Raw genomic sequence first — 12,644 nt, 5'->3', positions numbered from 1 at the left:
CGCCCCGCCGGGGCCCTGAGGAATTGCGTGCGGTCGTTCCTATTCCCACGGTGACGCATGAATTTCCACGAATACCAGTCAAAACAACTGCTTGCCGAGTACGGCATCCCGGTCCCGGCCGGCAAGGTCGCTGCGACCCCGGACGAAGCGGTTGCCGCTGCCAACTCCCTGGGCCAGGGCCCCTGGATGGTCAAGGCGCAGATCCACGCTGGCGGCCGCGGCAAGGCTGGCGGCGTCAAGTTCTGCAAGACCACCGACGACGTGAAGGCCGCTGCGGCCAAGATGCTCGGCACCAAGATGGCCACCTACCAGACCGCTGGCGTTGAACTGCCGGTCAACCTGGTGCTGGTGACCACCGCCGGCGAGATCGTCAAGGAACTGTACCTGTCGGTGCTGGTCGACCGTGGCACCAAGACCATCACCTACATCGCCTCTTCGGAAGGCGGCGTGGAAATCGAGCAGGTCGCTGCTGAAACCCCGGAGCTGATCCACTCGCTGAACGTCGACTTCGTCGAAGGCGTGCAGGGTTACCACGGCCGTGATTTCGGCTTCAAGCTGGGCCTGACCGCCAAGCAGGCCGGCCAGTTCGCCAGCATCATGGTGAACCTGTACCGCCTGTTCAACGAAAAGGACCTGGCCCTGGTTGAAATCAACCCGCTGGCCATCCTGGACGACGGCAACCTGTACGCGCTGGACGGCAAGTTCGACAGCGACGACAACGCCGCGTTCCGCCAGAAGGCCCTGGTCGCCATGCGCGACAAGACCCAGGAAGATCCGACCGAAGTGATCGCTTCGGAGCTGGACATCAACTACGTCACCATGGACGGCAACATCGGCTGCATGGTGAACGGCGCCGGCCTGGCCATGGCCACCATGGACGTCATCAAGCTCAACGGCGGCGAGCCGGCGAACTTCCTGGACGTGGGCGGCGGTGCCAACAAGCAGCGCGTCATCGAAGCGTTCAAGCTGATCCTGTCCTCGGACAAGGTTGAAGGCATCTTCGTCAACATCTTCGGCGGCATCGTCCGCTGCGACATGATTGCCGAAGGCATCATCGCCGCCGTGAAGGAAGTGGGCGTCAAGGTTCCGGTCGTGGTGCGCCTGGAAGGCACCAACGTGGAAGAAGGCAAGCAGCTGCTGCGCGACAGCGGCATGGCCATCATCCCGGCTGACAACATCAACGATGGCGCCAAGAAGATCGTTGAAGCTGTCAAGAACGCTGCCTGATTCGACACCAAGGAATTCCCATGTCTGTTTTGATTAACAAGAACACCAAGGTGATCGTGCAGGGCTTCACCGGCCAGCAGGGCACCTTCCACGCCACTCAGATGATCGAGTACGGCACCCAGGTTGTTGGCGGCGTGACCCCGGGCAAGGGTGGCACCACCCACATCGACCTGCCGGTCTTCAACACCGTTGCCGACGCCGTGCAGAGCACCGGCGCCAACGCTTCGGTCATCTACGTGCCGCCGCCGTACGCGGCCGACGCGATCCTGGAAGCCGCTGCTGCCGGCATCAAGGTCATCGTCTGCATCACCGAAGGCATCCCGGTGCTGGACATGCTGCGCGTCAAGAACGTGCTGACCCGTTCGCATCCGGACACCGTGCTGATCGGGCCGAACTGCCCGGGCGTCATCACCCCGGGTGAGTGCAAGATCGGCATCATGCCGGGCCACATCCACCAGCCGGGCAAGATCGGCATCGTGTCGCGTTCGGGCACCCTGACCTATGAAGCGGTCAAGCAGACCACCGAAGTTGGCCTGGGCCAGTCCACCTGCATCGGCATCGGTGGTGACCCGATCAACGGCCTGAACTTCGTTGACTGCCTGAAGCTGTTCAACGAAGACCCGCAGACCGAAGGCATCATCATGGTTGGCGAAATCGGCGGTGACGCTGAAGAAGCCGGCGCCGAGTACATCAAGAACCACGTGAAGAAGCCGGTCGTCGGTTTCATCGCCGGTGCGTCGGCTCCGGCCGGCAAGCGCATGGGCCACGCCGGTGCGATTGCTTCGGGCGGCAAGGGCACCGCGGAAGGCAAGTTCGCCGCGATGGAAGCCGCTGGCGTCGTCACCGTCCGTTCGCCGGGCGACCTGGGCGCTGCCATCGCCAAGCTGGTGAAATAAGATCGACTGCCTCTGGCAGACGATGCTGTAGAGCCGGCCGCTGGCCGGCTGCTGAAACAGAAAGGCCGCCTCCGGGCGGCCTTTCTGCGTCTGGTGCGGGGTCAGATCCCTTTCGCGCAGCAAAAGGGATCTGAGCCCAGGTACCCGGCGCGCGCATGGCGCGGCGCTACAATGGCGGCATTGCAACCACAGGCTGGATTCCCATGGCTTCGATCCGCATCGCGATGGCGCAGTTCGACTTCCCGGTCGGCGATGTCGCCGGCAACACCGAGCGCATCATCGAGATGATCGGCCAGGCGCGCGACGAGTACGGCGCCGAGCTGGTGATGTTCCCCGAGCTGGCGGTGAGCGGCTACCCGCCGGAGGACCTGCTGCTGCGCCCGGGCTTCCTGTACGAGTGCGAGCAGGCGATGGCCCGCATCGCCGCCGCCTGCCGTGGCATCACCGCCGTGGTCGGTTGGCCGCAGGCCGCCGGCGCGGTGGTCTACAACGCCGCCAGCGTGCTGCGTGACGGCCTGGTCGAGCAGACCTACCGCAAGCGCGAGCTGCCCAACTACGCCGTGTTCGACGAGCGCCGCTACTTCGATGTCGATCCGGACGGCGGCAGCTGCGTGTTCGAGGTCAATGGCATTCCGGTCGGCCTGCTGATCTGCGAGGACCTGTGGTTTGCCGAGCCGTTGGCCGACACCATGCGCGCCGGTGCGCAGCTGGTGGTGGTGCCGAATGCTTCGCCGTACGAGCGTGGCAAGCACGCCCAGCGCGACGCGGTGCTGGCCGCGCGTACCCGCGAAAGCGGGGCTGCGATCGCCTATCTCAACGTGGTCGGTGGCCAGGATGCGCTGGTGTTTGACGGCGCCTCGGTGGTGGCCGACGGCGACGGCACGGTGCACCCGGCCGCCGCCGCCTTCGTCGACCAGTGGCTGGTGGTGGAGTACGACGGTGAAACCCGCCGCTTCATGCCGCACGTGTGGATGGACGACGGCGACGAGAGCATGGACGCGCTGGCCTGGCGCGCCGTGACCCGTGGCATCCAGGATTACTGCCGCAAGAACGGCTTCAAGAAGGTGTGGCTGGGCCTGTCCGGCGGCATCGACTCGGCGATCGTGCTGGCCATGGCGGTGGACGCGATGGGTGCGGAGAACGTGACCGCCGTGCGCCTGCCCTCGCGCTACACCGCAGGCCTGTCCAACGATCTGGCGGCCGAGCAGTGCCAGGCGCTGGGCGTGAAGCTGGAGGCAGTGTCGATCGAGCCGGCATTCAAGGGCCTGATGGAAGCGTTGGCGCCGATGTTCGAGGGCACCGCGCCGGACGTGACCGAAGAGAACCTGCAGTCGCGCAGCCGTGGCGTGATCCTGATGGCGCTGGCCAACAAGTTCGGCGGCCTGCTGCTGACCACCGGCAACAAGAGCGAGTATGCGGTCGGCTACGCCACCATCTACGGCGACATGTGCGGTGGCTATGCGCCGCTGAAGGACCTGTACAAGACCGAGGTGTTCGGCCTGTCCAAGTGGCGCAACACGGTGGGCGGCGCGCCGGTGATCCCGCCGGCGGTGATCAGCCGCCCGCCGTCGGCCGAGCTGCGCGAGAACCAGCTGGACCAGGACTCGCTGCCGGCTTATGACGTGCTGGACGGCATCCTGTACCGCTACATCGACCAGGAGCAGTCGCGCACGGAGATCGTGGCGGCCGGTTATGACGCGGCCGTGGTCGACCGCGTGCTGCGCCTGGTGCGCATCAGCGAGTGGAAGCGGCACCAGGCCGCGCCGGGGCCGAAGGTCTCGCGCCGCGCCTTCGGCCGCGAGCGTCGTTACCCGATCAGCAACGGCTACAAGGGCTGAGGCAGCGGTTGGCGGTAGTGCCGGCCGCTGGCCGGCAACCCGTACACCGCGTATCCACGCATGGCGTGGATCTACCGGGATCGGTAGTGTCGGCCGCTGGCCGGCAACCCCGTACACCGCGTATCCACGCATGGCGTGGATCTACCGGGATCGGTAGTGCCGGCCGCTGGCCGGCAACCCCGTACACCGCGCATCCGCGCATGGCGTGGATCTACCGGGATCGGTAGTGCCGGCCGCTGGCCGGCAATCCCGTACACCGCGTATCCACGCATGGCGTGGATCTACCGGGATCGGTAGTGCCGGCCGCTGGCCGGCAACCCGTACACCGTGTATCCACGCATGGCGTGGATCTACCGAACGTCGTCGAGCAGTTGTTCGAGGCCGGCGGTTTCGGCAGCTTCATCGAACTGGCCGTCCCCCAGTCGTGCACGCACGAACGCCAGGCCATCGGCCGCTGCTGCGTCCAGCGTGCCGCGATGGTCGACCGGGTAGCGCTGGAACGCGACCGGCTCGCCACGCAGGGCCAGGCCTGCGGCATACAGCAGGGTGGTCAGATAGGGCACATCGCGATCCTCGCTGCCATGGCCGAGCATCAGCGGTTGGCCGAAGCCGCGGCGCGGTACGCCGAGATAGTCGTACAGCACCGCCCAGATGCTTGGCACGCTGGTCAGCGGTGCGGTGAACATGCTGCCGGTATCCGCGCCGTCCAGGGTGGCAGCCAGTTCGCCCAGGCACTGCTCGCGTGCCACTGCCACGCGGGCGCGGCCTGTGTCGCTGAGGACGCGATCGATCTGCGGTGCGACCTGCAGCAGCCCGTCGAGCAGATACGCGTGATACGCATTGAGTGCGCCAGGATTGGCGGTGCGGTTGTCCGGCGTCATCACCAATGCGGTCAATTCAACCGCCGTGGGCGTGCCGGTGGTGAAGCTGCCACGGTACTGCAACGACGGCCCACCGTAGCTGGACGCCAGATGCCCGGCCGTGAGCGCGGCGGCACCGCCCTGCGAATGGCCGACCGAGACCCAGCGCGGCGACAGCGTTGCGTTGCCCAGGTACTGGCGGCTGGCCTTGACCAGATCGATGGCGTTGCGTGCCGCCGTGCGGACATGCAGATAGGCATGGTTGCCCGGACTTCCTAGCCCCTGGTAGTCCGCGGCGACCACGGCATAGCCCTGGGCCAGGAACTGATCGAGGAAACGCCCATCGCGTTCGGGTTGGTAGGGTCCGGACACCGAGGGCGCACAGCGATCCGCAATGCCCTGGGTGCCATGTGCCCAGGACACCACCGGCCACCCACCTGCAGGCGCCGCGCCGGCGGGCAGGTACAGCAGGCCCGTGCCTTCGGCCAGCTGGCCGCGATGATCCGGGGTGCGGTAGTGCAGCTTGTAGGCCTGCGCGGCCTGGGTCGGAACCCATGACGCGCGATAGGGAGAGGCAGACAGGAGGTCGCCCGGTGCGACCGGTGCAGCTGTCAGGGGGCCCGAGGACAGCGCCAGCAGGGCGGTGGCGAGGACGGACGAGAGAGGCCGGAAACGCAGGGGCAGTCGGGACATGGGCGCTCCTTGACGGCCGGGATGACCGTTGCGCCGCAGTGTGGAGGGCCTCGCCCGGGCGGGCTGCGACCGGCGTCGCATCCGCCGGGGATTCGTAGAACTCCTAGTGTCGTGGTCCATCTGCGCCCGAACCATCCACGCATGGCGTGGATCTACCGATAAAGAAAAGGCCCCTTTCGGGGCCCTCTCTTACTTCTTTTCCAGTCGCGCGTTGCGCTGGCCGGTGCTGGCGGACTTCTCGCCGGCGAACGGGTTCAGCTTGCGGACCATCCACGGGTACTTCGGCCACTTGCCTTCCAGCCACGGGTGGTCCGGCTGGTTCAGCTGCAGGACGCGACGGGCGTCGTCGGCCAGGGTCTTGTTGCCCAGGTGGGTGTAGGAATCGGCCAGCACGGCCACGGCGTCGTACTGGAAGGCGCTCTGCGGGTAGGTTTCCAGCAGGTAGTTGGCGCGACCCACGGCCGAGACCCAGGCGCCGCGGCGCATGTAGTACAGGGCGTTGTCCAGCTCGTGCTGGGCGAACACGTCGCGCAGCTCCAGCATGCGCTGGCGCGCATCGGCGGCGTAGCGGCTGTTCGGGTAGCGATCAACCACGATGTTGAAGTCCGAGTACGCCTGGTGCGGCGTGGACAGATCGCGGCGGCTGGCGTCCAGCGACCATACGCGGCGCAGGAAAACCGTACTGCGGTTGGAGTTGGCCAGGCCGCGCAGGTAGTACAGGTAGGCGATGTTGCGGTGCGTCGGGTAGGTACGGATGAAGCGGTCGATGCTGGACACCGCGTCATCGTGCTTGCCGGCCTTGTACTGGGCGTAGGCGGTTTCGATCATCGCCTGCTCGGTGTAGGGGCCGTAGGGGTACTGGGCCACCAGGCGGCGGAAGCTGGCTTCGGCGCCGCTCCAGTTGCCGCCCTGCATCAGCTTGTGGCTTTTCTCGTACAGCTGTTCGACCGGCGTCCCTTCATCGGGGCGATCACCCTTCTTGGCGCCGCGATGGCAGCCGGTTGCGGCGATGACCAGCACCAGCAGCAGGGCGGTGAGGCGGACGGGCGCGGAGAGCATGGCGGAGCGTCGGATCATGGGGTCGAGGCGGGACGCGGCTGGAATACGAAGGGTCGATGATAGCCTAGTGTCCTGTCCAGCGACTGAAACCGGCCGCCGGGACCCCAAAATTTCAAAGAATGCCCCCTGCCATGTCTGAACAACCCTCTGAATCGGCCCGCCAGGCCATCGTCCCCGACACCGCTGCCGGCCGCCGTTTCGACGCCGTCGTGGCCGAACTGTTCCCCGAATACTCGCGTTCGCGCCTGACCGAGTGGATCAAGTCCGGTGACGTCCTGCTGGACGGCGCCCAGGTGCGCCCGCGCGATCCGCTGCGCGGCGGCGAGGTGGTGACCCTCCATGTGGTGCTGGAAACCCAGACCGACGCGCAGCCGGAGGACATTCCGCTGGACGTGCTGTTCGAGGACGAGCACGTGCTGGTGATCAACAAGCCGGTCGGCCTGGTGGTCCATCCCGGCGCCGGCAACCACAGCGGCACCCTGGTCAACGCCCTGCTGTTCCGCGACCCGTCGGTGGCGGTGCTGCCGCGCGCGGGCATCGTGCACCGCCTGGACAAGGACACCAGCGGCGTGATGGTGGTGGCCAAGACCCTGGAAGCGCAGACCGCGCTGGTCGAGCAGCTGGCGGCCCGTGACGTGCACCGCCAGTACCTGGCCATCGTGATGGGCGCGCTGGTGGCGGGCGGTACCGCCGATGCCCCGATCGACCGCCACCCGCGTGATCGCCTGAAGATGGCGGTGCGCGAGGACGGCAAGGAAGCAGTGACCCACTACCGCCTGCGCGAGCGCTTCCGTGCGCACACTGCGCTGGAGTGCCGCCTGGAAACCGGCCGTACCCACCAGATCCGCGTGCACATGGCGCACGTGCGCCACCCGATCATCGGCGACCCGCTGTACGGCGGCGCGCTGAAGCTGCCCAAGGGCGCGAGTGACGAGCTGGTGGCCGCGCTGCGCGGCTTCAAGCGCCAGGCCCTGCACGCCGAGACCCTGGAGTTCATGCACCCGATCACCGGTGAGCCGGTGCGCAATACCGCGCCGGTGCCGGAGGACATGCTGTACCTGATGAAGGTGCTGCGCGAAGACAGCGAAGCCTTCGCCGCCCGCGAGCGGGACCGCTGGTGATGGCGGCCGCGCTGCCGTTGCTGCAGGCGGACTGGCCGGCGCCGGCAGGCGTCCATGCGCTGACCACGCGCCGGCACGGTGCGGGCATTTCGCCGGCGCCGTTCGCGCAGTTCAACCTGGGCAACCGGCACGCGGCCGATGGTGATACCCCGGCCAACGTGGAGCACAACCGCCAGCTGCTGCAGCAGGGGCTGGCGCTGCCCTCGGCACCGCACTGGCTACGCCAGGTGCACAGCAGCACCGTGCTGCGCTTCACCGCGCCGCCGGTGGCCGGCGCCAGCGAACCGGTGGCCGACGCCGCGGTGACCTCGGTGCCGGGCGTGGTGCTGGCGATCCTGACCGCCGACTGCCTGCCCGTGGTGTTTGCCGCGGCCAATGGCAGCGAGGTGGGCGCGGCCCATGCCGGCTGGCGTGGGCTGGCCGACGGCATGCTGGAGGCCACGGTGGCCGCCATGCAGACGTCGCCGGCGCAGCTGCGCGCGTGGCTGGGCCCGGCCGCCGGGCCGGCCGACTACGAGATCGGCGAGGAGGTCTACCACGCCTTCGTCGGCCATGATCCGGCCGCCGAGGCGGCGTTCGTGGCCACCCGCGCCGGCCACTGGAAGGTGGACCTGTTCGCGCTGGCGCGGCAGCGCTTGCAGGCGGCGGGAATGGACCCGGCGCAGGTGTATGGCGGCACGGTGTCGACCATGGCCGATCCGGACCTGTATTCGCACCGGCGCGACCGTCGTACCGGGCGCATGGCGACCCTGGCCTGGATCGCGCCCTGACGCCGCCGCTGTTCGCGCGTGTGCTGGGGCCGGCCTTCGCCACCCTGGCAGCGCCGGTGCAGGCGCTGCATGCCACACCGTTGCCCTGCCGCTACGTGGGGCAGGCGCGCATCGAGCGTGGGCGGCACTGGCTGGTGCCGCTGCTGGCCGCGCTGGCGCGGTTGCCGAAAGACGGTGACGCGCTGCCCACCGAAGTGGCGTTCAGTGCATGCGGGCAGGGCGAGCAATGGGCGCGGCGGTTTGGCCGCTGGCCGATGGTGTCGCGGCTGTGGGCGCACGAAGGGTATCTGCGCGAGCAACTGGGTGCAGTGCGCTTCGAGTTCGACCTGCAGGCCCGCGACGGTGGCATCGAATGGTCGGTGCGGCGGGTCTGGGCCTTCGGGCTGCTGCCGCTGCCGACGCGCTGGTTTGGCGGTGTGCGCTGCCGTGAAGCCTGGCAGGGCGAGCGTTACACTTTCCTGGTCGATGTGACGCTGCCCTGGGCCGGAGCCCTGATCCGCTATGAAGGCTGGCTCGAACCGCAGTGAGGCTGCCGCCGAGGCGGGCAGCGCGGTGATCGTGTTCGATGGCGTATGCGCGCTGTGCAACCGCTGGGTGCGCTTCCTGCTGCGTTTCGACCGCAAGGGGCGCTACCGCTTTGCGGCGATGCAGGGGGAGCAGGGCAGCGCGATGCTGCGCGCGCATGGGCTTGACCCGCAGGACCCAATGTCGTTCCTGCTGCTGGACGCACAGGGCGCCTGGACCGATACCGATGCCATCCTGCGCGTACTGGCTGGGCTGGGTGGCGTCTGGCGCCTGAGCGCCGTGCTGAAGGTGCTGCCGCGCGGCCTGCGCGACGTGGCGTACCGCGCGCTGGCGCGCAATCGCTATCGCTGGTTCGGACGGCATGACGCCTGCCATCTGCCTCCACCGGAACACGCCGCGCGGTTCCTGGATTGAAGAAAAGGGGACGGAGGGGATCAAGTCGCTTGTGCACAAACGACTTGATCCCCTCCGTCCCCTTTTTTCCTCAACCTTCCAGTGCGTCCAGGTAGCTGCGTCGCCAGTGGTTGATGTCGTAGGTGCGCAGGTGCTCCATCATCGCGTGCCAGCGTTCCTTGCGCCGGCGCAGCGACATTGTTGCCGCAGTGGCGATGGCGTCGGCCACGCCGTCCAGGTCGTGCGGGTTCACCAGCAGCGCCTGCTTCAGTTCGTCGGCGGCGCCGGCCAGCAGTGACAGCACCAGCACGCCGGGATCTTCCGGATCCTGTGAGGCCACGTATTCCTTGGCCACCAGGTTCATGCCATCGCGCAGCGGCGTGACCAGGCCGACTGCCGCCGCACGGTAAAAACCGGTGAGGGTGGCATGGGTGAAGTTCTGGTTGACGTAGCGCAGCGGCGTCCAGTCCGGCTCGGCGTGGCCACCGTTGATGTGGCCGGCGATCTGCTCCAGCTGGCTGCGCAGCTGCCGGTACTCGGTGACATCGCCGCGCGAGACCGGGGCGATCTGCAGGTAGGTCAGCGAGCCGCGCTGGTCGGGATGGCGCTCAAGATACCGTTCGAAGCCGAGGAAGCGCTCGGGCAGGCCCTTGGAATAATCCAGGCGATCGACGCCGATCGCCAGCTGGCGATCACGCAGGCTGGCGCGCAGGTTCTTTACGGCGGCCTTGGTGGCGGCGGTACCGGCCTGGCGCGCGATCAGCTCGGTGTCGATGCCGATCGGGAAGGCGGCCGCACGGAAGCGGCGGCCGCCCGGTGCTTCCAGCTCGCCGTTGTCGAGTACGCGACCGCCGCCGAACAGGCGCAGGTAGGTCTGGAAGCGATCCGCATCGCGCTGGGTCTGGAAGCCGACGAGGTCGTAGGCGTACAGCGCCGAGAACAACCGCAGGTGGTCGGGCATGGCCTGCAGCAGGTCGGCCGACGGCATTGGGATATGCAGGAAGAAGCCGATGCGGCAGCCGATACCACGCTCGCGCAGCAGCGCGCCGAGCGGGATCAGGTGGTAGTCGTGGATCCAGACGATGTCATCTTCGCGCAGCAGCGGCGCGAGCTTGTCGGCGAACAGCGCGTTGACCTTGTGGTAGGTCTCGCGGGTGCCACGGTCGTAGTCGACCAGATCGAGGCGGAAGTGCAGCAGCGGCCACAGCGTGCGGTTGGCGAAGCCGTTGTAGTAGCCATCGACCTCGCGCTTGCTCAGGTCCAGGGTGACGAACTCGATGTCGCCGTCCTTCTGCGTGTGCAGCGTGCCACTGCCGTCGCGCACGCTCTTGCCGCTCCAGCCGAACCACATGCCGCCGCGTTCCTTCAACGCGGCCAGCAGGCCCACCGCCAGGCCACCGGCACGGTTCTCGCCCGGCACGGCCACGCGGTTTGAAACCACAACCAGACGACTCACGATGCCTCCTGCCAGGACCGCGACAGGCGCATCGCGGCGGTGATCAGGCCGACGTGCGAATAGGTCTGCGGGAAGTTGCCCCAGGCTTCGCCGCTGTCGAAGGCCAGATCCTCCGACAGCAGGCCCAGATGGTTGCGCTGCTTCAACAGCAGTTCGAACATCCCGCGTGCCTCGTCGAGGCGCCCGATGGCGGCCAGCGCATCGATGTACCAGAAGGTGCAGATAGTGAAGCTGGTTTCTGGCTCACCGAAGTCATCTGGTGCGACATAGCGGTACAGCGAATTGCCATGCTTGAGGTCGCGGCCGATGGCTTCGACGGTGGCGATGAAGCGCGCGTCCAGCGCATCGATGAAGCCGATGTCGGCCAGCAGCAGCAGCGAAGCGTCCAGCCGATGGCCGCCGAAAGTATCGGTGAAGTGGCCCAGCTCTTCACTCCAGGACTCGGCCATGATGCGCGCGTGGATGGTGTCGGCGCGCTCGCGCCAGTAATGGGCGCGGTCATCGCGCTTCAGGCGTACAGCGATCTTGCACAGGCGGTCGCACGCCGCCCAGCACATCGCGCTGGTGTAGGTATGCACTTCGGTGCGGCCGCGGAACTCCCACAGGCCGGCATCGGGTACGTCGTGCAGGGCGAACGCCTGTTCGCCCAAGGGTTCCAGACGGGCAAAGGTGTGCGCATCCCCCGGGTCCTGCAGGCGGCGGTCGAAGAACAGCTGGGTGGAGGCCAGCACCACGCTGCCGTAGACATCGTGCTGGCGCTGCACCCAGGCCAGGTTGCCGCGCCGCACCGGGCCCATGCCGCGGTAGCCGGACAGGCTGGGGACTTCGTCTTCGTCCAGCTTGGCCTCGAAGCCGATGCCATACAGCGGCTGCAGCGTGCCGTCGGTGGTTGCCAGGTTGAAGATGTAGCCGAGGAACTGTTCCATCGTGCGCGTTGCACCGAGGCGGTTCAGCGCACGCACCACGAACGCCGCATCACGCAGCCAGCAGTAGCGGTAGTCCCAGTTGCGCACGCTGCCGGGGGCTTCCGGAATGGAGGTGGTCATCGCCGCGATGATCGCGCCGCTGTCCTCGTACTGGCACAGCTTCAGGGTGATCGCGCTGCGGATCACCGCGTCCTGCCATTCCAGCGGAATGGACAGGTAACGCACCCATTCGCGCCAGTAGTCGCGGGTGCGCTGGAAGGCCTCCTGCACGTAGCCGCTGATCGAGCGGTTGAGCGACTCATCCACGCCCAGGATCAGGTGGATGGGATGGTTGAGCACGAACGGCAGGCCATCGCGGATGAAGCGCACCGGCACATCGGTGGTCAGCCGCAGCACGTGCTCGGGCAGGATCCAGCGCACGTGATTGCTGCCCCAGGTGGACTCGGGCACGCGCGCGCCCCAGTCCGCCAGCGGCCGTGCGCGCACGGTGATGCGTGGGCTGCCGGCCAGCGGGCGCACCTGGCGGATCAGGCTGACCGGGCGGTAGAAGCGGTCGTTCTGCCGCCAGCGCGGGGCGAAATCGAGGATTTCCAGTTCACCGCCGTGCGCGTCGCGCAGCACTGTGCGCAGGATAGCGGTGTTGGTCAGGTACTCCTGCTCGCTGCTGGCGAAGTCCTCCAGCTCGATAGCGAAGTCGCCACCGGCCTGCTGGTTGGGGCCGAGCAGGGCACAGAAGGTGGGGTCGCCGTCGAAGGTGGGCAGGCAGCTCCAGACAACGCGGGCACGTTTGTCGACCAGGGCGCCGAAGCTGCCGTTGCCGACCACGCCCAGATCAAGATCGGGTTGGGTCATCACGCGGTACATCTCGGTTGCGGCCGTG

General features: G+C 67.5%; 11 protein-coding genes. 7 read left to right on the top strand and 4 right to left on the bottom strand.

All coding sequences use genetic code 11. From position 1 onward, the window contains the following. Positions 1 to 57 precede the first annotated feature (57 nt). The 3 genes from sucC (at position 58) to DFO63_RS07475 (ending at position 3,961) form a co-directional block, all read left to right on the top strand. Entirely contained in the window at positions 58 to 1,227 is a 1,170-nt protein-coding gene (gene sucC / locus DFO63_RS07485; RefSeq protein WP_004154430.1) for an ADP-forming succinate--CoA ligase subunit beta, read from the top strand. A gap of 20 nt (positions 1,228 to 1,247) precedes the next feature. Then, entirely contained in the window at positions 1,248 to 2,123 is an 876-nt protein-coding gene (sucD, locus tag DFO63_RS07480; protein ID WP_005410793.1) for a succinate--CoA ligase subunit alpha, read from the top strand. 203 nt (positions 2,124 to 2,326) lie between these two features. Then, a complete protein-coding gene (locus DFO63_RS07475) occupies positions 2,327 to 3,961 on the top strand; it encodes an NAD+ synthase (protein ID WP_101766443.1) in 1,635 nt (544 codons plus the stop codon). A 350-nt stretch (positions 3,962 to 4,311) separates the two neighbouring features. Here DFO63_RS07475 and DFO63_RS07470 read toward each other — a convergent pair whose 3' ends face one another. Both DFO63_RS07470 and DFO63_RS07465 read right to left on the bottom strand, forming a co-directional pair. Continuing rightward, a complete protein-coding gene (locus tag DFO63_RS07470; protein ID WP_119006710.1) occupies positions 4,312 to 5,514 on the bottom strand; it encodes a lipase family protein in 1,203 nt (400 codons plus the stop codon). Between the two features lie 189 nt (positions 5,515 to 5,703). Next, positions 5,704 to 6,591, bottom strand: coding sequence for an outer membrane protein assembly factor BamD (locus DFO63_RS07465; protein WP_101765979.1), 888 nt, complete (start codon positions 6,589 to 6,591; stop codon positions 5,704 to 5,706). 113 nt (positions 6,592 to 6,704) lie between these two features. Here DFO63_RS07465 and rluD point away from each other — a divergent pair, with 113 nt between their 5' ends. The 4 genes from rluD to DFO63_RS07445 are packed head-to-tail and all read left to right on the top strand — an operon-like array spanning position 6,705 to position 9,403. Beyond that, on the top strand, positions 6,705 to 7,694 hold the full coding sequence (rluD, locus tag DFO63_RS07460) for a 23S rRNA pseudouridine(1911/1915/1917) synthase RluD (protein ID WP_119006709.1): 990 nt from the start codon (positions 6,705 to 6,707) through the stop codon (positions 7,692 to 7,694). After that, positions 7,694 to 8,464: a peptidoglycan editing factor PgeF gene (pgeF, locus tag DFO63_RS07455; protein WP_119006708.1), complete on the top strand. Its 771-nt coding sequence runs from the start codon at positions 7,694 to 7,696 to the stop codon at positions 8,462 to 8,464. The genes rluD and pgeF overlap by 1 nt, the downstream gene beginning before the upstream one ends. 20 nt (positions 8,465 to 8,484) lie before the next feature. Further along, positions 8,485 to 8,991, top strand: a complete 507-nt coding sequence (locus DFO63_RS07450) for a DUF4166 domain-containing protein (protein WP_119006707.1) — start codon at positions 8,485 to 8,487, stop codon at positions 8,989 to 8,991. After that, positions 8,966 to 9,403, top strand: coding sequence for a thiol-disulfide oxidoreductase DCC family protein (locus tag DFO63_RS07445; protein ID WP_119006706.1), 438 nt, complete (start codon positions 8,966 to 8,968; stop codon positions 9,401 to 9,403). Before DFO63_RS07450 ends, DFO63_RS07445 begins: the two co-directional genes overlap by 26 nt. Before the next feature lie 70 nt (positions 9,404 to 9,473). Here DFO63_RS07445 and otsA read toward each other — a convergent pair whose 3' ends face one another. Continuing rightward, entirely contained in the window at positions 9,474 to 10,838 is a 1,365-nt protein-coding gene (gene otsA / locus DFO63_RS07440) for an alpha,alpha-trehalose-phosphate synthase (UDP-forming) (protein ID WP_014038253.1), read from the bottom strand. Continuing rightward, positions 10,835 to 12,616, bottom strand: coding sequence for a glycoside hydrolase family 15 protein (locus tag DFO63_RS07435; protein WP_119006998.1), 1,782 nt, complete (start codon positions 12,614 to 12,616; stop codon positions 10,835 to 10,837). Before DFO63_RS07435 ends, otsA begins: the two co-directional genes overlap by 4 nt. Positions 12,617 to 12,644: the final 28 nt, after the last annotated feature.

Source organism: Stenotrophomonas sp. AG209 (assembly GCF_003550055.1).
In the GTDB taxonomy this organism is placed as follows: Bacteria; Pseudomonadota; Gammaproteobacteria; order Xanthomonadales; family Xanthomonadaceae; genus Stenotrophomonas.
This window is presented reverse-complemented; position numbering and strand designations above follow the sequence as displayed.